Genomic DNA, 20,310 nt, shown 5'->3' on the forward strand with positions numbered 1-20,310 from the left:
CAGTATCAATATTCCATTCTTAGATTTTTGAAAACACTAGTCTTCATCATTCTTCATAACTTGTAATTTTTCCAATATTTGCCTAATCGCATTTCGTGGAATCACACACTCTTCATCCATGTGTTTTTCCAATCTAATCCAATCTAAATTTTCATCCAGTAAATAGTTTTTTATTTCATCTTCAACAGTTGCTCCTATTGTCTCCAATAGACCAACTCGTAAAGCTAAGTCTAAGACATAAAAGACATACAAATTGACCATATTATCAGTATCACTATTCGGATCACTTATAAATGAGCCTAAACTTGATGGTTTATAAATATAATGCGTAAGTTCTGTTCTAGTGTCTTGCAAAGCCTCTTTTGCCTTATCAGACGGTACACCCAACATATCTGCTCCGATTTTGTATTTCTTTGTTAAACGTGTACCAACATCTATACATTCTAATACCTTGTTAATATTCCCTCCATTGTTTTTTTGATTACCATGCAAAAAAGCTATTGCAAAACCATCGCATATGTGCATTAACAATACTAATCTATGTTCAATATTTACTGCACTGTAATTTTCTGAATGCAAATAAAAATATGAAGAAAATAATGTTTTATTTAAAGATTTCTGTTCCCTTCCAACATTTCTAATCTGTATATATCGTGTAATAATATCTTCCGATATTTCTCGGTGGTTTCTGCCAATCAGTAAAGCACTGTTTTTCCACTTAGAGTCTGTCACATAATATGGCACTCTAAATAATTCTTTAACATCACGTTTAATATCGTCTACCAAATATTCAACAGGCTTATAAAAATATCCGTCATTCCATGCTAAAATTTCCCATATGGCATAAATAATTTCTTCCAAATTATCTTTACCAACAATTTGTAACTCACAATATGTTCCCTCAATTATAAGGTCTACACTCGTTCCACTTTTATATATAAAATGTATTTCTTGATTGCTCCATGCTGTTGGATTGGAATTTATTTCAAAAACGATTTTCACTTTTTGTGTGAACAATTCATCAGAAACTAATTCTTGTATTTTATTTTGATATTTTTTTAATAATGCCTTATCTCCAACAATAATTTCATTAAACAGCTCTTCTCCTACTTTTTTTCTTAAAATCACTTCTACAAGTTTAGGATTTTTTAACTCGTTTCCTTTTATCAAAGATTTTGGCCTAGCTTTTGTTGATTCCGAAAATCCCAAAGTGCAAGCTCCGTCAGCAGTTGCAAACGAACAAACAACCTTATTCTTTTTAAAATTCTCTTCTGTCTGTAATCCAGTTTTAAAAAGCCTCATCATATCCGGCAAGACTTTAATTTTTCTTCTAACAGTACCTTTTACAGCTTTTTCATCCTGTCCCCTTTTGATAAAATCAAAATCCGTATCCTCTAATGTACCTTGAATGCATTTGTCAAAAAAATCTTGGGAACTAATATTTGAATGTACTCCCGTCAAATGTTGAAAATTATTTTCCATTGCAGCTACTATGTAGTAATCATTCTGTACAAATGCCTCTGAACAGACCAAATACTCATAGTCAACATAAATTGTCTTATATTGTTTAGCCGCCTTTATTATCTCCAAACGGACACGTTCTTTAAAACTTTCTTCAGCCATTGTACTCCTTTATCAAGAAAAAAGGATGACCGCAGCCATCCTTTTTCTGATTTTTAGCAGTTTACTCTGTAATGGGAATGAGTTTAAGGTCTTCATCCCGACCACTGGAAACGGATTTTAAGTCGCCGTTCCGACTATATTATCTTCTTTTTCTATTCTAAGTATACACTATAATATGCTGAAAGTCAATTATTTACCACATCTGTTTCTCTTTCTCTGCATATGAACAAGAAAAAGAACTTATTCCTTTACATAGTATAGCATAACCCTGTCAGATTACAATATTATTTATATACTATTCTATGTACTCTTCCCCCTGCCAATGCCTTGACCATACCACACTCTGCACAATACGGTCACTCTCTTATTCTTCTACCGCCCGAAACAACTCAATTAGCGATTTCAGTCCGGCCAGCTTTTCCATATCCACTGCGTCTGCGGATACTACTCTTTTCAGCTCTGTCTCGATTTCATCCATTCTATGCTGAATATCCATCAACATCTTCCTATTGGCAACAATCTCCAGTTTTTGTTCCAGACTGCTCTGGATCATGTAATCCTGTTTTTTCTTCCCACTTATCAAAATTCTCTGTTCCAATTCTGCCCGTTCTTCTGGAGACATACGAAAATTAACGATTATATCTCTTTTCCGATTATGTTCATCTTTCTTTTTCTTTGGCTGTGCTTTTTGCCTTGGTCTTTTATACATACTCTTTACCCTACCCTTTCCATATTCAGTTTTTCAGCCATATCCTTCTGTGCGGACGGGAACATATGAGCATAGTGCAATGTAATATCAATACTTTCATGCCCCATTCTCCCGGCAATATCCACCGCCGAAAATCCCATATCAATCAGCATAGAAACATGAGAATGCCGAATATCATGGATTCTGATTCTCTTGACTCCCGCCTTTTCTGATCCTCGAATCATCTCATGATGAAGAAAACTTTTTGTGATCTGGAACATCCGGTCATCATTTTTAAATCCATACAGCATAGCCAGATATTCTTGAAGTTCCTCACAAAGAAACTCCGGAATGGATACGGTACGGTTACTTTTCTCTGTCTTAGGATCAGTAATATAATCTTCTCCCTTTATTCTCTGATAAGATTTCGTAACAGAAATAGTTTTAGCAGAAAAATCTATATCTGCTGGTGTCAAAGCAAGAAGTTCTCCCACTCTCAAGCCAGTCCAGAACAAAACTTCAAATGCGTAATATGCCTGCGGTTTATCAATAATTGCCTCTGAAAATTTCTTATATTCTTCCTTCGTCCAAACCAACATTTCTTTTCTCCTCTCTCCACCCATACTTCCAGCCTTTCTGACCGGGTTTTCTTTCAGTTCATATAGCCTGATCCCGTGATTGAATATAGCGCTCAACTGTGACTGTAAGGTTTTCAGATATACTTTTGAATATCCATTTCCATCTTCATCACGGAATGACATCATTTCATTCTGCCACCGCACCACGTCTGCCGCTTTGATTTCATTCATTTTCTTATTACCGAAATAAGGCAGTAATTTTGTCTTGATGATATGCTCTTTGGTAAGCCATGTGTTATACTTTAACCGGGGTTTCATATCCTCCGCATAGACTTCCACAAAATCTTTAAATAGCATATCCAGAGAAGCTTCTTGTTTCTGCCGGAATGTTTTTTCCCAGTCCAGAGCCTCCCTTTTGGTCTTAAATCCTCTTTTCTTCTTTTTCTTATTATTACCTTGCCAGTCCCGGTAATAAAATGCCACATACCATGTATTTCTCTCCGTATCTTTGTATGCTGCCATCACTTAACCTTCTTTCAATCCATAAAATCGCTCTTCATAATACTTCCTACTCACCCGGCCGGCCACAGTAAGGTATCCTTTCGCATTCAACTCATCATTCATCTGACGAACTAATTTGTAAGCAAAGGGTTTTGACACTCCTAGATCCTTTGCCACGATTTCTGCAGTTACAAATAATGTATTTTCCATGATCATTCCTTCTTTCCAGACGTCCTGCGCCTACTATATCGCACATCAATGAATAAGTGAAATGTGCGATATTTTCTATCGCAGACTTGACACACCCAAATAAAACTGATCCATGTTCATCAAATCAGCTTCATTCAATAATATTTCTTCCTTATTAAATAATCGTATCCCTGTCGTACATTACAGAACATACATGTTTCCTTTATTGTCTGTTCCTGATCTGCCCGAATGATAAAGTGTTCCTTTGAATTGTAAAATGGCTTTGCACACACCGGGCATAAGCACATTAAAATCGGTTTATCCAGTTTTTTGATCTCCATGCTGGTACGCAGTGCCTTATCCACTTTTATCATCTGCTCCCGGTTCAGCCTGCCAACAAAATCATCCAGACGTCCTTTATCCAGTGTCCGGATCTGCTCCAATAGGACAAAAGACTCTTTCTCAAGTCCTTTGATTCCATTAATCGGTACATGTGTCGGCAGTTTTGTCTTTGGTCTGCTCGTGATAGCTGCAACAATGACCGTTGGACTATGCCGATTTCCCCGGTTGTTCTGGATGATCAGCACAGGACGGTATCCGCCCTGCTCACTCCCGAAAACAGGATTCAGATCTGCGTGATAAATCTCTCCACGCCGCACTTCTTGTTCTTCCACAATCATATCTCCTTCCTCTGTACGCCTTAGAACTTTCTTTGTTCCGTATGGCTCTCCCTCCGCTCTTTTGAAACCATTATTCACAGTGGGTATGTATCAGCCGGACGCAAAACATTTCTTTGTATCCGGCTACCATAATTGCCTGTTTCAGCCTATTTGTCCTCGACGCCCCGGCTGTTATCGCATGTATTTCATGCGGGGAAATCATCAAGCGGCTGATTGCGAATCAGCTCCACGGGCCTATGCCCCTCTGAGGTTCTCCCAAAGCTGCCCTCACTTGTTGCGACATCCTCAGAGCTGATTCCGCTATGCTCGCCTCGCCGCAGGCGGCAAGGCTCCATCGCTGCATAGCTCCTCGTCTTCCCCGAAAAGAATCCTTCTTTCCGGGGGCCCCTATATGCTCGACTTTATGACCGGACAGGAGTATCATGATACCTGTTGCCTGTTATCGCCTTATCAGTAGCAATCTGATAGTTATAGCCGGGTATTTTCCGCTCCCCGGACAGATAAAACAGCCGCAAACCGATTCTTCTAAATATGTGGGATTTCGCTGCCTTTACCCGTCCGGATCATGGCGTACCCGCTAACGTGGCTTACGCTCATCACGATAGCAACAGGAACGTACTTGATGAATGGGTATGAACTTTTCAAGGTCCTAAGCGGCCATAAAAAGACCTCTCACTTTATTTGCCGTTAAGTGAGAGGTCTGCTCCGCTATTTCAAATAGTTTTTCAATTTTTTTATAATCTTTTCTCTTCTTCTATGAACAGTGCTTGGAGAAACGCCTATTTGCTCTGCATATACTCGTTCCGTTTTTTCTTCATAGAACAACGCATAAATCAATTCCTGATCCTTCTTTGGCAACCTTAAGAGCGCCATATGTAATTTTTCAGCAGAAATTTTTTGAATTACAATATCCTCCACGCTCTCATGGCTATCAAGAAACTGCTGTGCGTTATCTTCCATAAGCCTGTCCAAAGAATCTTCTCGGCTTGGAAGGGTTTGTTTTATATTTCCATCCTTATCTTTAACCGTCCGTCCTGTTTTCAAATCATTTTCAAAATATCTTATTTTTCTATCGCCTTTCATATAGGCTGCATATACCTCATCCGTGACTTCTACAAATTGACCACGAATCCATATTTTCTTGTTATCAGCTTTCAAGCTGTCTGCCTCCATTCTTCTGAACTTTTAAGAAAATTCAGAAGAATGGAGGGCTTCTGCAGGAAGGCTCAATCAAACTGGTGTATATTACAACACGACATTTTCCGACAAATAAAAAAAGCACCTGCATGAAAGCAGATGCACACGCATGACAAAAATCGTCATACGAAATAAAGTAATGATGAAAAGTGGTAAAAAATGTCGAACAAAAAAATACCGCAATCCCATGGAGGACTGCGGTATGTATAGACTGTCTTTTTGTTCCTGCTCCTGGCGGGTAGCCGCTGATTCTTATTCGTAAAAGGCTCACGCTGTAAGCGAATGATGCAGTGTTGATGTCGGTTCTTTTATCCATTGAGCAGCCCCTCCAAATATTTAATACCGAGGCTCACTACAATGGCACGGTCAACGGTGGCGAGGGTCTTGCTGTCGAGCCTGCCGATATACTCGCCGAGCCTCGCTTTGTCTATCGTTCGGATCTGTTCGAGCAGGACGGTGGATTCGGTCTTGAGACCGCTTGTTATTATCGCTACATGGGTGGGCAGAGCCGCTTTTGTCTTTCTGCCTGTGATCGCCGCCACGATGGTGGTGGGGCTGTGCTTGTTGCCAGTATTATTCTGCAAAATCAAAACCGGACGAACGCCGCCTTGCTCACTGCCGAAGCCTACGCCGAAGTCGGCGGAATAGATTTCGCCTCGTTTAATCTCTTTCATAGTTAGCCTCCGTTTAAGTAAAAGGCGGCCGAGTGCTTTTGGGCAAACGACCGCCTTGTGTTTTGTATCAATCGTTCTTGGTTCTGTCCGTATTTGTCCACGACGCCCCGAACAAGGGAACACATCCTCCGGTCATGCATTTGACCTCATTGGAATCCCACCACTCCCAGGATCTCTGCGAGGCGCCCTCATTGGCTGCGACGGCTCACGGCATTTTGTTCATACCGCTTCAACGCTCGGCCTGTGACTGGACGCAAGTATCATTATTGCTTCTGCTTTTCATGGCCTTCGGTGCGGATGCGCCGCACCGTCCGACTCAAAAGGTCGTGTGGCTTATCGGCTTCGCCGACGGCAGAAGGAAGGTAAAGGATGCGCTGTACTATTCGGTTTTCAAAGAACGGGCGGAGGCTATAGAGAAAGCCCCCTCACTTTCCATGCCGAAAAGTTGAGGGGGCTACAACCAAGTTTTTTAATTTTCTAAAAGATTTTTGAGCTTTGCTCTGATTTTTGCGATCCGCTTGCTGATTGCCTGTTGTGATACGCCGTAAATTTCGGCAAGGTCGGTGCCTGAAATATCGGCGTAATAATGGCGGTAGATGAGGAGCTGTTCCTAATCGGTCAGCTTGAGGATGGCTTTCCTGAGCTTGTCCGTCATAATGCTTTCCACTACGGCGTCGCATACATCCGGCTGCTCGGCGATGAGGATGTCCTCGCCGCTGAATTCATCGGTGGTCAGCATATCGTAAGAGAAGTCGCCGTTGTCCGCAGAGCGTTCGTCCAGATATTTCTGTCGACGCTTTGCTCGGTAGAATTCTGCGTAATCCTCTTTGGATACCTCCATAAGCCTGCCGTAGAGAGGCAGGAACAGCTTGTCCGCATATAACGGGCAGATTTGCTCACGGCGACAGAATTCCTCATAGGTCAATTCCGTGTACCCGCCGTTTTCTATGATATAAACCGCTTTGGGTTGTTTTTTCAAGGTTATGTGCCTCCGTTCAATCGTTTTTGGTTGGTTTCAAAAACGATTGATACGGAGGGCTGCGGCAGCCGACAGAGCTGCCGGATTGCCGCTGTTTTAAGGCGTAAAGGCCGCAAAAAGTCAAGCCAAGTAAAATTCCCGTTTTTTCGGTGCTTTTATTGGCGCTTCTCGGATATTGTTTTGAATTCTGTCGACCGGGAAGGTCAAAAAAATATAGGTGTCTGTGTGTCTGCGCAAAGACAGTCTTTGCTATTTCAACACCTGTATCTTTCCTGTGTTATTTCTCATTTCCTACCTTGTCACCGAAGGACGGCGGAAACGCCGTTTCTTACGGCAAAATCCCATATTTTATGTTTTCAAGCAACGACGCAAGGTACATCGGGTTCACCTCCTGTTCAAGATGGTTTTCTATAAAATAAGAACGACGGCATTTTCGGATTTCTAATGCCTTTAAGTAAATTTTTTGGCGAACTGCCTGTTTTCGCGCTGAAAGGAACGGCATTTTGTCGAGAGAGTAAAGAAAAACGCTCAGCAAGTAATTTCTTGCTGAGCGTCTTAAAATCATGCTGGAGAGTGACTCCGGTTGTCTATTCTTTTTTCAGGAGACATATTTACCGTCACCGACCTTTATCTTTAACCTTTCAATTTTCAATCAGTTTGCGTGACTGCTTTTTGCGAAAGCGAGAAATGTTCACTTCCAGCATATATTCACATCGAGTTTTTTGAAAACGGGCAGTGACAGTCTTTCGGTCACTGCCCGCTTATCATAATGCTATTTCGGGTTTGTCAATGTTATTTAGTGATCCCTTTCTTTTTTCTCTTGTCTGTAACACCCAACACGGTCAGAACACCACCGCTGGCAAACAGCAGAGCGACCCACAGGAACATATTGCTGTTATCGCCGGTCTGGGGGCTTTCTGTTTTCTCAGAAGGCTTGCCAGGCTGTTCGGGCTTGGCTGGGTCAGTCGGGTCTGTAGGGTCTGTAGGAGTAGTGGGGTCGGTGGGCTTTTCGCTGGTTTCAAACGGTGTGTTGGAGCCAAGGATAGCATACTGGCTCAGATGGGTAGTCTCAAATACCAGGAAGTCATCTTCCACCACTGCATCAAAGCGTTCCAGCGGGTCTCCCAGATATACCGCCTGATAGTATTTGTAGCCCTTCAGGTGGTCGTTCATCGGGATTTTGACCGTCATGGGGTTATCCTTGATTTCCAGAGCTTTACCGTCTTTTCTAACGCTGATCTCGTAAATGGACAGCAGGCCCGGCAGCTCCTCTTTCAGTTCCGGACGGCTTCCCAGCACGCTTTCCTGTGCAATGGTGTCGGCATAAAGCTCTGCACCCTCCGGTACGCCGTCGGTCAGGGAGATGGAAACGCCGGTATCGGAATTGGTCAGATCCTTAATTTTTCCTTCATCACCGGGCGTCGGAGTCGGCTCTACCGGGTCTTTAACGGGCACTGCCTTGATTACATCGTTGGTGCAGAAGTAATCGAATGTACCTGTTTTTTTCATAACCTGGCTGTAGCCCTCGGGGATTGCCTTATGATCCTTGGTAAGATTTCTCATACCCTCAACAGGAGCTGCAATTACAGCTTCTTTTTTATCGCCCCAATGATCCACAATCTCCATCTTGTCGGTAAGTCCCTTGTAAACGGAATACCAAGATGTTCCTACTCCGCCTTCAGGAGGATATTCAATCTTATCCGAACCCCAATAGAAGGTTTCGCCGTCTTTTTGAAGTAAGGTCATGGTCGTTGTATTTGAAATATTTGCGTCAACGGTTTTTCCCTCGGGGTCCTTAGTATAGCCCTCGGGCCATGCTACGCCGGCGGTTTGGCTGACAGCTACCGCGAGATATTCATTTCCACTGGCAAGTCCGTCAACCTTTACAAGCTCAAACACATCAGTTTGACCCTCTGAATACTCATTAGCCTCGAAGAAGTAAATGCCGTAGAGTTTGCCGTCATTGTCCTTTGTGGCAAGCTGCCATGTTCTGTTAGCATAACTTTCTTCATCTTCATAAATAACAGTTGCACCCACTGCATATTCGCCTTCCACGCCGGAGTCAGGGGTCATGGTAAGGGCTGCTTCCAGATTGCCTTGGAAGGGAAGGGTTGAGGAGGTAGTAGATACAAAGGCCGCAGAATAAGTGTTTTCACCTGCGCTCTTATACGCTGTCACAGAAGCGTTTGAGCCGACCTTGAGCAGACCCTGTGTTCCCTCAGCCATAAAGCGGATCGCCGCAGTCTGAGATGTTTTGTTTTCATTGATGGTCAGGGAGCCGTCTCCGGTAATTTCCAGATTGCCGCCCCAGCCGAAGCCGTATACAACCAGTTCGGAGATATGGTTGTCTCCCACCAGATTAAGCTTCAGATCATCGCCCATCTCGTTGGCGACAAGGATATTGGTCGGGTTGTTGTAGTTGGTCAGAGTAACGGTGTTGCTCGCCTTATCATAAACAGCACCTGATACATCGTCAATCTGGCCGCTGTTGGCAAAGAGCGTCTGATACCCATCCTCCGAATTACCGAGCCTGAGGTATGCAGAACTGTAGTCCCCGGACGAGGGGCCGTTCGCCGCAAACGCCGGCACAGCCATTCCAACAGCCATACAAAGCGTCAGCAGTCCTGCAAGAAGTTTGCGCTTTAGTTTCATGATTGATTTTTCTCCTTTCAAGATAAAATTCATGTGAATAAACGGTTTGATGATTCTCTTTAGGGTATCACCGCCTTTTTCTCTATATTTCTATGCCATCCGTTCCCCGGTGCGTCGGTTCAGGCAGCCAGGGCGGAACGAATAACCTTCTTTGCCGCAGTTAAAGTTCTTTATGCTTTGGTATTCACCAAAGCATAAAGGAGGGATATCCCTTCTGCGTTTTCAGCTTTCCTGCGTCTCCCATTTGGCGTAGAGATCCATCGGCGCATAGGGCGCTTCCCTGACAGGGCGCTCTTTCAGCTCTTCAAGGATTTTAAGCCCTGTTACCGGGCCGGCGGTGCAGGCTTTATCCCTGTACCAGCCGGTGAATACCTTCTTGTCAAACAGAGTCACTTATCCTTTGGTGCATACCAAAGGATAGAAGGGATATCCCTTCTTGAAAAAGATACCGGCTGCGCCGGGGCGGGCTGTGGTTTTTGCACGAAGCCCGCCCGCAGGCGCTTTTGCCGGTTTTGTTTTATCTCTCAGTCTTATTTCCCGGCCGCCGCCTTTTTCCGCCTGTAGAACAGCATTCCCAGCACGCCGCCGCAGGAAGCCAGCATCAGGCCGATCCACAGCGCCATATCGCTGCTGTCCCCGGTCTGTGGGCTTTCTGTTTGCCCAGAAGGCTTGCCCTGCTGTTCGGGCTTGGCTGGATCGGTTGGCTCAGTCGGGTCGGTAGGAGTGGTCGGGTCAGTAGGATCCGTTGGCTCAGTGGGTTCAACCGGCTCCAAAGAGGAACGAACCTGCACATATTTTTCGTTCTGATACTCTGTGCCGGCAGGATCGCCAATAATTTCCTCAGCCGCAGCAGAATCACCGGCCGCTACAACAGGATCGGTGTAGCCAGATAAGTCAGGTTTCCAGCGCATGGCGCCCTTTCCGCCGCTGGCAGTGACAACCGCTCCGTCGGAGATGGTGAAGATCCCCTTCTGATCGCCGCCCAATTCACCAAAGATATCTTCCTGGCCAGCAAAGATACCATAGTGCTCGCCGCTTGCAGAAGAGGCATTTACTACGGTTCCGGCTCCGCTGACGATGACATCACCGCAGATGCCGTGATCGTTTACGGAAGAAATATTCACCTTCGCTCCGTTAATCGCCGTAAGGTCAGTATTAATGCCCGGAGTGCCGAAACTGGCATCCTGAGTTGCATTGTTCTTCGCATTCAGCGTCGCGCCGTCCACCGTCAGTCCGCCGATTGCTCTGACTGCGGCATATGGCTGATCCTGCTCGTCGCTGGAAAAGTCAACGGTAAGATCTACAGACGCCCCGTCTTCAATGGTAATGGTATTGTTGCCAAACAGGCCGAAATAGGTGCCGCTGGTGGTCAGGCTTCCGTTTCCTTTGACCGTCATAGCCCCGTGGGAATAAACCGCGGAGTGAGGGGAGTCCCCTTCTCCGGTAATCTGATTCTCACCTTTCAGCACAAGGGTAAAGTTCTCTTCCTGCGCCCATACAGCGCCGAAGCCGCTGGATGTCAGCTGGGCGTTATCCAGCGTCAAGGTGTTGACCGCCGGATCATAGTACGCCGTGGCGCCGTCACCGTCGGCATCACCCAGAATGTCGCTGGCGTTGGCGCTGGTGACGGTGATGCCGTTCACCTTTACCGCATACGTCTGTACCCCGGATGTTTCTACTTCAGCCTTGCACACCGTACAAACCCCGTTTGCTATCTGATGCACTCCGTACTGGTCTTTTTCGGCGCAGCCCTCTGCCGTGCAGGCTTTCCAGTGATATGTGCCGTCGCTGGTCCAGTCTTCCGCCCAGACATGCTCGTGTTGCTCTTTGTATACCAGCCTGAGATCGTAATATTTATCCACCACCTCATGTACCACTACCACAGGTCTTCCCTCACCCTCAGTGTTTATAGACCCTACTGTTCTCGACGATTCGATCCTGGTCAAAACCATTTCCGTCGTCAGGTCTGCTTTTGCGACATCCGCCAGCTCAGGAACCGTTGCCTTATTCTCCTCGAAATAGGCATAGAGCAGATCCATTATGGCTTCTATATCAGCATCATCTGCAGCTTCTATGCCCTCCTTATATAGCTTCTGGTCGCTGCCGGGCAAAGCCACATCTACAACTCCCGTATAATGCTTAATGATCTCCGTGTTGACTTTAATTGAGTCGTCTTCAACGAATGTCTCTTTGCTCGCGCTGCTCCACTCAGTCCATTCCGTCACATCAAAGCTCGCCGGATTGCCCCGATCGCCGGTGCCGGAAATAGCCTCCCGCGCTTTCACCTCCACGCGAAAGTTTGTGGGTTCTGTTAAATCCCCAAACGTTTTAAAGGTATAGTCAGTAGCCTGGCGAACCGTTTCTTTCTCCTTTAGATTCTCATCGACGAAAAGGGACACTTCATACTCAAAGATCTCCAGCTCTCCGATGGGTTCCGGCTGGCTCCAGCTGACTTTCAAACCGCTGTTTGTCCACTCCCGCTTTAAATCTCCCGGAGCAGCCGGCGCACCCGCCGCAAAAGCGGTCATGGGCAGCACTCCCAACACCATACACAGGGAAAGCAGCAACGCCGTCAGTTTCCTTTTTGCTTGCATTGTATTTTTCCTCCTTGTCAAATAAGATTGCTTATCCTTTGGTAGATATCAAAGGATAGAAGGGATATCCCTTCTTGAAAAAGATACCGGCTGCGCCGGGGCGGGCTGTGGTTTTTGCACGAAGCCCGCCCGCAGGCGCTTTTGCCGGTTTTGTTTTATCTCTCAGCCTTATTTCCCGGCCGCCGCCTTTTTCCGCCTGTAGAACAGCATCCCCAGCACCCCGCCGCAGGAGGCCATCATCAGGCCGATCCACAGCGCCATATCGCTGCCGTCCCCAGTCTGGGGGCTGCCGGTGTCGCCGGAAGGATCCTGCTGACCCTGCGAATCGGATGAATCGGTCGGATCAGTCGAATCGGTTGGCTCTCCGGTTCCCGCTGCAGGGATGGCTTCAGTCTGCACATATTCACAGACTGCACAGCCGCGCTCTCTGGAACCCGCTTCAGTCTCGGTGGCCTCTTTGGTTACTTTCCAATCGCCGTAGGTATGGTTTGCCACATTCAGCTTTTCACCGCAGGAGCATTCCTGCCAGTGGTCGGTTTCGTCATATTTCCACGTTTCATCATGGATGCCGTGCTCATGCCCGATCTCCGGGATGATTTCAACCTGCACATATTCACAGACCGTACAGCCGCGCTCTCTGGAACCCACTTCGGTTTCAGTGGCCTCTTTGGTTACTTTCCAATCGCCGTAGATATGGTTTGCCACATTCAGCTTTTCACCGCAGGAGCATTCCTGCCAGTGCTGGGTTTTGTCATATTTCCATGTTTCGTCATGGATGCCATGCTCATGTTCAAGCATCGGAATGGTTTCGGTCTGAACATGGTCGCAGACCGTGCAGTCACGTGCTTTGGAGCCTTCTTCGGTCTCGGTGGCCGGCTTCGTCACTCTCCATTCGCCGTAGGCATGGTTTGCCACATTCAGCTTTTCACCGCAGGAGCATTCCTGCCAGTGCTGGGTTTTGTCATATTTCCATGTTTCGTCATGGATGCTGTGTACATGGACCGGAATCGTCTCTTTCTGCGTATATTTGCAGACGGAGCAGGTGCGCTCCCGGGAACCCTCCTCCGTTGTGGTGGCCGGCTTCGTCACGCTCCATTCGCCGTAGGCATGGTTTGCCACATTCAGCTTTTCACCACAGGAACACTCCTGCCAGTGATTAGTATCATCATATTTCCATGTTTCGTCATGGATGCTGTGTACATGGACCGGAATCGTCTCTTTCTGCGTATATTTGCAGACGGAGCAGGTGCGCTCCCGGGAACCCTCCTCCGTTGTGGTGGCCGGCTTCGTCACGCTCCAATCGCTGAAGTCGTGGTCGGCTACAGTATCTTGATTAACTTCTTTGCAGTAGCGGCATTCCTTCCAGTGTGTAGTCGAACCGCTTCTCCAGTCGTCGGTATAGTAATGTTGGTGTTCCCTGTATCTATCAATCTGCTCATAGCCGCAGGTAAGGCACTGCCTTTCACATACGTCATACTTCGTATTTACATCATAATAGATCAGCTCCCATTCGCCGAAGTTATGGGGGCTCTCTTCAGATTTCTCTCCGCAGCTGCATTCTTTCCAATGCTTGGTTCCATTATTTTTCCAGCCGCCGAAGCTGTGTTCATGGGGGGGAGTAGGCCCCTCTCCGCCGCCGGTATTGCCGCCGATTGCCCAGTCGCCCCAGGCGTCTCTCTTCCATACGGTATAATAGCCGTCCGGATCGCCGGTAAGGTAAATCTGTCTGGCCCGTACTTTAAGCGTATACGCATCCTTCGACTGAGTGATATTCTTCGAATCGAAAAATACCCACCTGTCTATCTCAACGCTTTCTGTCTGGAGTACCTGACCGTTCAGTACCAGCTGCGCCTCATACTCAAGATACGTGCTGCCTGATGCGTTGGCAGGTTTATCCCACATTACCTGGTTTCCGTATCCCGACCAGCGGGGATTTTCCGGTACATATTGCCCCGCAGCAAACACTGTCGCCGGCAGTATTCCTACCACCATGCATAAGGACAGCAGCAGCGCGAGCAAACTCTTTTTTCGAAGCATCTTCATTCTCTCCTTTACAAATAGAATCAGTTTTTGGTATTTCCGCCGTCCGGTCCGGACGGATCCTTTCCTCCGGCTGGCGGGTTATCCTGTGCCTTCCGCTTTTTCCTGTATAAGAATACAAGCAGCAGCGCCAGCAGGACAGCCGCCGGTATCGCGGCCAACAGAACGATGTAGACGGCGTTTCCATCCTTTTCGTCTCCCGGCAACGGGTCGGGTTGGATGATTGCAGAAACGGAGAAGGGGGTATCGGAACCGAGTACGGCATACCGGCCCGGGCCGCCGGCTTCAAAGACCAGGCTGCCGTCTTCGGCCTTTGCCTCTATGCGCTCCGGCTCGCCGTCCACCCGCACCGCCTGGTAATGGGCGTAGCCCTCCAGATGGCTGTTCATCGGGATGCGCACCGTCATGGCGCTGTCTTTGATTTCCACCGGCTCCCCGTTCTGGCGGATGCTGATCTCATACACCGACAGCAGGCCGTCCAGCGCTTCTTTCAGCTCCGGCTTCTCTTCAAGCAGGCTTTTAAGCCGGTTTCTGTCAGTTCCAGCTTCAGATTTGTTGGCGCAGCCGGTACACCCGCCGCAAAAGCGGTCATTGGCAGCATCCCCAGCAGCATACACAGGGAAAGCAGCAGCACCGTCAGTTTCCTTTTTGCTTGCATTTGGTTTCTCCTCCTTGTCAAACAAAACTTACTGTAGCGCCTTTTTCGGGATTTGTGCAGGTCGCTTTAGCGCCAATTTCCCAAAAATTATGTGGCGCACCTGCGCCAATCCACATTTTTCGCGGAAATCATGGGGAAATACCGCTTATCTCATTAGATCCTGATATTCTGGGTCTGTTGTCCGAATCCCCCACGCCAGTTCCCAAAGCTTTTCATCTTCGGAAAGGACATAGCACCTGCCATCCACCCCTTCGAACCGGCGTTTATCAAACCAGAAACTGTAGGTATCCCCTTGCGCCGTCACAAATGTAAGCCCCCGGGTATCTGTAGAGACGATGGGTGACTCGGATTCCACCGACACATCCCGCAGTGCCTGCAAGACCCCGGCGATCACCGTTTCGTCCCTTGTCTCGTAGTCCGCCGCCGTCTCTGTCCAATGGTGAAAGATCAGTTCCACCGGCAGTTCCTCATGGGGCAGCTCCAAAAGCTCCCGCTGCTTTTCGGTGCAGTAAGCAAAAAGGGAGTCCCCTTGGTATGCCGGGGACGAAGTCTCTGTCGGGGTCGGAGTCTCTGCCGGAAGCGCAGGATCTGATGCTGCACACCCCGCCAGCAAACAGATGGCTGCCAGAAGTGCCGCTGCCCCTCTTTTTTTCATTCGTGCCTCCTTTCTTCTGTCCTGGTCTCATGAATCGCTTTGCTGCTCGGCCTGTAACGCCAAAGGCGATCCAAACTCTTTTTTTGTCCTTTTATGGTTTTACTGTATCGTTTTTTAAGGATCTGTGCAGGCTGCTTTCGCGCCAATTTATCAAAAAACGCATGGCGCACCTGCGCCAATCTATTTTTTGTGTGAAAATTCCAAAACACCTTGATTGTGCAAAAGGGATTGCCGATCATGACAGGCGGCCTGCTACGTCCTGTAAACTTAAGAGGTATTACACTCTGTACAGGGTGGATGGCCTCAATTTTCCGCTCAAAGCTTCGTTTCTCAAAATGGCGCAGGTGCGCCACAGTGTTTTTTTAGTTTGGTGCTAAAGCGGCCTGTTAAAAACACCAGCTTCCTGCTATGATAAAAGATAAAAAACGAAAAGTTCACATGATGGAAGGCCGGCCAGGACACAGAATGTCCAAAAAGCTTCAGCTGGCCTTTTCGGAACGCAGGATCAGAAAGAGGATATATCGTATGTATGCAAGGTTCAGGCCGTACCATCTCATTGGCGCCATCGGTGGGTTCCTCACTGCCCTCACCGCCATTATTAGCTTGGCAGTTTCCACATCGTACTACATAAGCGCAGAATGGGTCATTATTGTAAACATGCTGCTCATTGGCTCCAACGGGTTAATCGCAACCTATTTCTTTGGCGCGTTCAGCGCTACCCGTGACAGCCTCATTAAAGTAGGCAGCCTGATCGCGGGGATAGGTCTTGGCTTTAATATCTTGATCTCAATTCTCCAGATGGCGGGGTGTACGTTTTTGTTCTGGCTCTTCTTGGGGCTCTCGTTATGATGGCAGGGGTTGTGATCGCCTGTATCAAATTCATCATGCTCTTCCAGAGAGACGCTTTTGTCGTGGTGTTCTGCGTGTTTATTTTCCTGGGGCTTCTGCTGTCTTTATTCTGGACGTGGGCAAGCCTGATAAGCGGCGCTGGGCTGGGTGGCCTGCTGATTTATTTTTACGTCCACAATATCACCTACTAGACAGCTTCTCTCATTCAGGATATTTCCTTGTTTACCGCGGCTGCACCGTGTGGCTGCGGTAAAATGGCATGTGCGGGCGCAAAAAACCGGTAGTTCCCGGATGCGGAACGCAGCTCCAAAAATATACGGTTTTATCCAGGAGAATCCCTGGTTTAGGTCAAACAGGAAGGATTGTATATTCCGCAAAACGTCAGCGAAAAAAGTCTCTAACCGACCGAAATCGTTGAAAATCCATGCCGTTTATAGTATAATAATCTATAATTGTACCATTGCGGAGAAAGGGGGTGGAATGGGACGTATGGTAATAATAAAGAAAAGCTTCACAAATCCAAAATCCATTTATGCGATTCTGCTGCTTGGTATTTTTACTTTTCTATTTCTTGGCGCCGAGTACCTATATGTGAATATGATCTCGCTTACGGCAGGGGAAGAAAAAACGGTGATTGCGCAAAACTACGCGTTAGGAATAAGCGCTGTCGGTTTTTTGCTCTATCCGCTGTTTCATCGCTTTTTGAAAAGGCGGGTACAAATCGTTGGACTTTTTATCCTTGCACTAGCAGCGGCAGTATGCAATTTTTTGGTTCAAAAACATGTTTCTTATTCGTCCACTCTGCTCTCCGGAATGGCATTGTTCCTGTTTCTGGGGATATTGGGAAGCGCGGCCCACTACCTGTTTTTCAAACTGGCGAAGGATCGCACCCATCTGGCGCGTATGGTTGGTATCTCCTATGCCCTTGGGATCTTCCTGCAGTTTCTAAATAACAATCTTGTGGATCTGGAAACTGCGGAAGCCTTGATACTTTCACTCTTTGCCCTTGTAGCGTTAGCGCTGTTACTGAAGGCAGAAAGGCTTTGCCGCCAGGAAAATGCAGAAGCGGAAGAACTCCCGTCTCCCGCCATAGAGGAGGATGGGAAGGGAACCCGAAAGAAGATCGCCGCCGGCGGACTCCTTGCACTGCTTGTCATCCTGATGGCATGTATCTTCAGTACGCTGGACAACGCGGTCACCATGCATCATACAGCAGGCACTGACATCGGGCAATGGCCGCGGCTTTTGCTGGCGGTAAGCGGCCTTTCTGCCGGCTTTCTTTTTGATATCCGAAAGCGGAAATTTATGGCCATGATGATGTACTGCGTCATGCTGATGTCCGTCATCTGTTTGGTAGTACTCAAGCTGGGCGGCCCGTTTTTGATCGGCCTGATCGTATTTTATCTTTCGGCTGGATTTTTTGTGGTATTCTTCACCACCAGCTTTCTGGATTTTGCCCGCCATATGCCCACGCCAGCGCTGTGGGCCGGTATGGGGCGCGCCATGAATAACGTGAGCGCCGCTTTGCTTACCAACGCCTCTGTAGCGTTGCTTGTTTCTGACAGCAATGGCATGGCATCCATCATTCTGGCACTGGTCCTGTTTGTGGCCGTCAGCGTAGTCATCTATCTTTATACAGCCTGGATGCCGGTTTCATCCGGCACCCCCAAGGATATCCCGACAGACCTGGACCCTCAGGAAGCGTTCCGTCTTTTGTCGGAGCTGTTTATCCTTACGCCCAAGGAAACCGAAGTATTTGACAAGCTGGTCAATTCAGAGGAAAGTATTCAGGAGATCGCAGATGGACTGTATCTATCCCGGCGAACCTGTCAGCGGCATATCGCGGCGATCTATGAGAAAGCGGGTGTAAAATCACGCATGGGATTGTACCAGCTCTACATAGAAAAACAGCGCAGGCTATGACAGTCAGAAAGGGATTCGGATGAAGAGGATTAAAATTACCGTTTTGCTGATTTTATTGTGCGTACTGGCGGGGTGTTCCCCAAAAGACACATCGCTTCGGGCCTATTGCACCGAAAGCCAGCAGGAATTTCTGGATCAGTCGCTGGAAGAGCTGCCGGTCGCGCTTACCTATCATCACAACGATAACATCCTAGGACGCTACGAAACGACGGATGAAGAAATCATCTCCGAAATCCTGCAGGCATTACGGGAAACGACCATTGTATCCAAAGCTTTCAGCGGCTCTACAGACAGCCGGATCCTGGAGTTTGAGACAGCGGATGGGGATACCTGCCTCTTCTGGTTTGATGAAAACCGGTTCCATGGCGCCGGCGGAACATCCTATGTGCTTTCCGGCGACGAGGAGATTTGGGATCTGGCGCGGAAAATCCAAGAAACATATCCAGAGTACAGGGAAGCGATGGAGTAAAAAAGGCACATCGCAAAACCAGGCATTCCTTACTTGTATCCAGCTAAGGCTGTGCAAGCAGGGAATGCCTGGTTTATTTATACCCATTTTTCAAACGCAAGGGACTCGGATTTAGCCTCATTTATACTCTTCCCCTTCCACAATGGGCATTGTGATGTTTTCCATGGCTTCTCGCATTTTGGGGTGCCGGATAACAAAATGAATCGCCGGCGTTTTTTCCTTGGACACGATCGCCCAGCTTCCCTCATGGATAAGAATTTGGATATGGCGGAACGCAGGAGATTTGTTTTCCTCAATATGGTAGTTTTTATGCATCTGAGAAAAGCGCTTCATCATCTCCAGATGTTCCCGATATTGCTCATAGGTGTAGACGATATCCTCTTCATAAAAAGCGCCAGCCAAGGATAGCGTCATGGGGTATTGGGCAAACTCATCTTTTGAAAAGTTGGGATACGCTTCAAAGATGGAGTCGTGGGATAGAATTTCTTCCGTCAATTCCCTTTGAAAAGCAATATGTTCCATGATCCTGATCTGGTTTTTCTCCGAAACACGATTGTCCCTCAAAACCTGAAAGACAAGCTCATCGTCGGCCGTGTAGAGCGGCAGGGATGACAGGATTGACCGCCTTGTACCTTCTGTTTTTGCATCAAGCTTTAAAAAGGCATCCGCCGTAAATTTTTGAGGATCGGACAGCTTGCGCTGCCCCTTTCGGATACGGGACAGGTACGAAGGATCGTAGCTCAAAAAACGCGCAAGATCGGATACGCTGACGGACAATGTCTTCAGCAGGGTATCAAAATTCAATCTGAGTTTTTCTATCTCGATACCAGGCCCCTGTGCCTGCTCGGAGAGCGCCTGCCGAACCGCTTCCTCTTCCATCTCCCGAATTTTCTTTTCGGCTGCTATCGCCGCAATCCCCTTGGCTAAATTCTCCAATTGCCTGGAATCTGCTTCCGGCACACGGTCTCCAGAGCGATATCGGCTAATTGTAGCTGTGGACAGGCCGGAGCGTTCCGCCAGATCCCTGGCGGAGCATCCGGTCCGCTCCATATATCGGTTTAGAACGTCTTTGAACTCCATAGTAACTCTCCAATACCCTTTATCTCCCAGCCGCTCTGCGTCCGGTCTCTGTGCCAGGATCAGCAGGGCATTATTGGCAGTATAGCGGTCAAACCGTGCCTGTACGTCCAGATACTGCTGAAATTTCCCACTGTCCGCAGCCACTTCATTCGTGATCTGCTCGGACAGCTCATAACAGCGGTTCCGATTGTTTTTGCTCTTCGCAATAAAAGCGGCTTTTTTATCGTCCTGCGGCACTGCCGATACATTCAACATGGAATCAAAGTTATTCTCCATACTCT

General features: G+C 47.4%; 21 protein-coding genes. 5 read left to right on the plus strand and 16 right to left on the minus strand.

Features of this window, described 5'->3' with window-relative positions:
- Positions 1-36 precede the first annotated feature (36 nt).
- The 7 genes from EUBC25_RS04965 to EUBC25_RS04995 all read right to left on the minus strand — a co-directional run bounded on the left by EUBC25_RS04965 (position 37) and on the right by EUBC25_RS04995 (position 6,130).
- A complete protein-coding gene (locus tag EUBC25_RS04965; RefSeq protein WP_162610317.1) occupies positions 37-1,623 on the minus strand; it encodes a PBECR4 domain-containing protein in 1,587 nt (528 codons plus the stop codon).
- A 364-nt stretch (positions 1,624-1,987) separates the two neighbouring features.
- Positions 1,988-2,332 carry a plasmid mobilization protein gene (locus EUBC25_RS04970; protein WP_230107085.1) on the minus strand — a complete coding sequence of 115 codons (345 nt, stop codon included), beginning with the start codon at positions 2,330-2,332 and terminating at the stop codon, positions 1,988-1,990.
- Between the two features lie 5 nt (positions 2,333-2,337).
- A complete protein-coding gene (locus tag EUBC25_RS04975) occupies positions 2,338-3,411 on the minus strand; it encodes a tyrosine-type recombinase/integrase (protein WP_230107086.1) in 1,074 nt (357 codons plus the stop codon).
- Between the two features lie 3 nt (positions 3,412-3,414).
- Entirely contained in the window at positions 3,415-3,600 is a 186-nt protein-coding gene (locus tag EUBC25_RS04980) for a MarR family transcriptional regulator (protein WP_087175036.1), read from the minus strand.
- Positions 3,601-3,734: 134 nt separating this feature from the next.
- Positions 3,735-4,259, minus strand: a complete 525-nt coding sequence (locus tag EUBC25_RS04985; RefSeq protein ID WP_143468873.1) for a type II toxin-antitoxin system PemK/MazF family toxin — start codon at positions 4,257-4,259, stop codon at positions 3,735-3,737.
- Positions 4,260-4,967: 708 nt separating this feature from the next.
- Positions 4,968-5,417 carry a sigma-70 family RNA polymerase sigma factor gene (locus tag EUBC25_RS04990; RefSeq protein WP_076779336.1) on the minus strand — a complete coding sequence of 150 codons (450 nt, stop codon included), beginning with the start codon at positions 5,415-5,417 and terminating at the stop codon, positions 4,968-4,970.
- A 347-nt stretch (positions 5,418-5,764) separates the two neighbouring features.
- The gene (locus tag EUBC25_RS04995; RefSeq protein ID WP_076779338.1) at positions 5,765-6,130 is read right to left on the minus strand and encodes a type II toxin-antitoxin system PemK/MazF family toxin; all 366 of its coding nucleotides are present in this window, start codon (positions 6,128-6,130) and stop codon (positions 5,765-5,767) included.
- 38 nt (positions 6,131-6,168) lie between these two features.
- On the opposite strand from EUBC25_RS04995, the gene EUBC25_RS05000 reads away from it, so the two are divergent.
- Positions 6,169-6,579 (plus strand): hypothetical protein, encoded by a 411-nt coding sequence (locus tag EUBC25_RS05000; RefSeq protein WP_076779340.1) that lies wholly within the window; start codon positions 6,169-6,171, stop codon positions 6,577-6,579.
- Positions 6,580-6,599: 20 nt separating this feature from the next.
- Here the strand turns inward: EUBC25_RS05000 and EUBC25_RS15085 are convergent, their stop codons facing one another.
- The 8 genes from EUBC25_RS15085 to EUBC25_RS05035 form a co-directional block, all read right to left on the minus strand.
- Complete coding sequence (locus EUBC25_RS15085; RefSeq protein WP_083582714.1) at positions 6,600-6,728, minus strand: HTH domain-containing protein; 129 nt, start codon at positions 6,726-6,728, stop codon at positions 6,600-6,602.
- Positions 6,729-6,740: 12 nt separating this feature from the next.
- Positions 6,741-7,109 (minus strand): hypothetical protein, encoded by a 369-nt coding sequence (locus EUBC25_RS05005; RefSeq protein ID WP_083582569.1) that lies wholly within the window; start codon positions 7,107-7,109, stop codon positions 6,741-6,743.
- 792 nt (positions 7,110-7,901) lie between these two features.
- Positions 7,902-9,761: a hypothetical protein gene (locus tag EUBC25_RS05010; protein WP_230107087.1), complete on the minus strand. Its 1,860-nt coding sequence runs from the start codon at positions 9,759-9,761 to the stop codon at positions 7,902-7,904.
- 222 nt (positions 9,762-9,983) lie between these two features.
- Entirely contained in the window at positions 9,984-10,154 is a 171-nt protein-coding gene (locus EUBC25_RS05015; RefSeq protein ID WP_157888449.1) for a hypothetical protein, read from the minus strand.
- 137 nt (positions 10,155-10,291) lie between these two features.
- Positions 10,292-12,355, minus strand: a complete 2,064-nt coding sequence (locus EUBC25_RS05020; RefSeq protein WP_230107088.1) for an LPXTG cell wall anchor domain-containing protein — start codon at positions 12,353-12,355, stop codon at positions 10,292-10,294.
- A 168-nt stretch (positions 12,356-12,523) separates the two neighbouring features.
- Positions 12,524-14,392: an LPXTG cell wall anchor domain-containing protein gene (locus tag EUBC25_RS05025; protein ID WP_230107089.1), complete on the minus strand. Its 1,869-nt coding sequence runs from the start codon at positions 14,390-14,392 to the stop codon at positions 12,524-12,526.
- Between the two features lie 26 nt (positions 14,393-14,418).
- Positions 14,419-15,078, minus strand: a complete 660-nt coding sequence (locus EUBC25_RS05030; RefSeq protein WP_230107090.1) for a hypothetical protein — start codon at positions 15,076-15,078, stop codon at positions 14,419-14,421.
- Between the two features lie 120 nt (positions 15,079-15,198).
- The gene (locus EUBC25_RS05035; protein WP_230107091.1) at positions 15,199-15,708 is read right to left on the minus strand and encodes a hypothetical protein; all 510 of its coding nucleotides are present in this window, start codon (positions 15,706-15,708) and stop codon (positions 15,199-15,201) included.
- 465 nt (positions 15,709-16,173) lie between these two features.
- Between EUBC25_RS05035 and EUBC25_RS05040 the strand changes: the two genes are divergently transcribed.
- The 4 genes from EUBC25_RS05040 (at position 16,174) to EUBC25_RS05055 (ending at position 18,949) form a co-directional block, all read left to right on the plus strand.
- Positions 16,174-16,557: a hypothetical protein gene (locus tag EUBC25_RS05040; protein ID WP_230107092.1), complete on the plus strand. Its 384-nt coding sequence runs from the start codon at positions 16,174-16,176 to the stop codon at positions 16,555-16,557.
- Positions 16,554-16,748: a hypothetical protein gene (locus EUBC25_RS05045; RefSeq protein WP_076779350.1), complete on the plus strand. Its 195-nt coding sequence runs from the start codon at positions 16,554-16,556 to the stop codon at positions 16,746-16,748. Before EUBC25_RS05040 ends, EUBC25_RS05045 begins: the two co-directional genes overlap by 4 nt.
- A gap of 289 nt (positions 16,749-17,037) precedes the next feature.
- On the plus strand, positions 17,038-18,480 hold the full coding sequence (locus EUBC25_RS05050) for a response regulator transcription factor (protein WP_230107093.1): 1,443 nt from the start codon (positions 17,038-17,040) through the stop codon (positions 18,478-18,480).
- 19 nt (positions 18,481-18,499) lie between these two features.
- The gene (locus tag EUBC25_RS05055; RefSeq protein WP_076779351.1) at positions 18,500-18,949 is read left to right on the plus strand and encodes a hypothetical protein; all 450 of its coding nucleotides are present in this window, start codon (positions 18,500-18,502) and stop codon (positions 18,947-18,949) included.
- Positions 18,950-19,066: 117 nt separating this feature from the next.
- Here the strand turns inward: EUBC25_RS05055 and EUBC25_RS05060 are convergent, their stop codons facing one another.
- Positions 19,067-20,305, minus strand: coding sequence for a helix-turn-helix domain-containing protein (locus EUBC25_RS05060; RefSeq protein WP_230107094.1), 1,239 nt, complete (start codon positions 20,303-20,305; stop codon positions 19,067-19,069).
- Positions 20,306-20,310 lie beyond the last annotated feature (5 nt).

Source organism: Claveliimonas bilis (assembly GCF_020892095.1).
Lineage (GTDB): Bacteria > Bacillota > Clostridia > Lachnospirales > Lachnospiraceae > Claveliimonas > Claveliimonas bilis.

What these genes read in the sequence shown, in the direction of transcription:
- EUBC25_RS04980 (WP_087175036.1), bottom strand. Translation starts at nt 3,600, where the DNA reads ATGGAAAATACATTATTTGTAACTGCAGAAATCGTGGCAAAGGATCTA.
- EUBC25_RS05055 (WP_076779351.1), top strand. Translation starts at nt 18,500, where the DNA reads ATGAAGAGGATTAAAATTACCGTTTTGCTGATTTTATTGTGCGTACTG.
- EUBC25_RS05050 (WP_230107093.1), top strand. Translation starts at nt 17,038, where the DNA reads ATGGGACGTATGGTAATAATAAAGAAAAGCTTCACAAATCCAAAATCC.
- EUBC25_RS05025 (WP_230107089.1), bottom strand. Translation starts at nt 14,392, where the DNA reads ATGCTTCGAAAAAAGAGTTTGCTCGCGCTGCTGCTGTCCTTATGCATG.
- EUBC25_RS04995 (WP_076779338.1), bottom strand. Translation starts at nt 6,130, where the DNA reads ATGAAAGAGATTAAACGAGGCGAAATCTATTCCGCCGACTTCGGCGTA.
- EUBC25_RS04985 (WP_143468873.1), bottom strand. Translation starts at nt 4,259, where the DNA reads ATGATTGTGGAAGAACAAGAAGTGCGGCGTGGAGAGATTTATCACGCA.
- EUBC25_RS04970 (WP_230107085.1), bottom strand. Translation starts at nt 2,332, where the DNA reads ATGTATAAAAGACCAAGGCAAAAAGCACAGCCAAAGAAAAAGAAAGAT.
- EUBC25_RS04975 (WP_230107086.1), bottom strand. Translation starts at nt 3,411, where the DNA reads ATGGCAGCATACAAAGATACGGAGAGAAATACATGGTATGTGGCATTT.
- EUBC25_RS05020 (WP_230107088.1), bottom strand. Translation starts at nt 12,355, where the DNA reads ATGCAAGCAAAAAGGAAACTGACGGCGTTGCTGCTTTCCCTGTGTATG.
- EUBC25_RS05035 (WP_230107091.1), bottom strand. Translation starts at nt 15,708, where the DNA reads ATGAAAAAAAGAGGGGCAGCGGCACTTCTGGCAGCCATCTGTTTGCTG.
- EUBC25_RS05045 (WP_076779350.1), top strand. Translation starts at nt 16,554, where the DNA reads ATGATGGCAGGGGTTGTGATCGCCTGTATCAAATTCATCATGCTCTTC.
- EUBC25_RS05010 (WP_230107087.1), bottom strand. Translation starts at nt 9,761, where the DNA reads ATGAAACTAAAGCGCAAACTTCTTGCAGGACTGCTGACGCTTTGTATG.
- EUBC25_RS05060 (WP_230107094.1), bottom strand. Translation starts at nt 20,305, where the DNA reads ATGGAGAATAACTTTGATTCCATGTTGAATGTATCGGCAGTGCCGCAG.
- EUBC25_RS04965 (WP_162610317.1), bottom strand. Translation starts at nt 1,623, where the DNA reads ATGGCTGAAGAAAGTTTTAAAGAACGTGTCCGTTTGGAGATAATAAAG.
- EUBC25_RS05040 (WP_230107092.1), top strand. Translation starts at nt 16,174, where the DNA reads ATGTCCAAAAAGCTTCAGCTGGCCTTTTCGGAACGCAGGATCAGAAAG.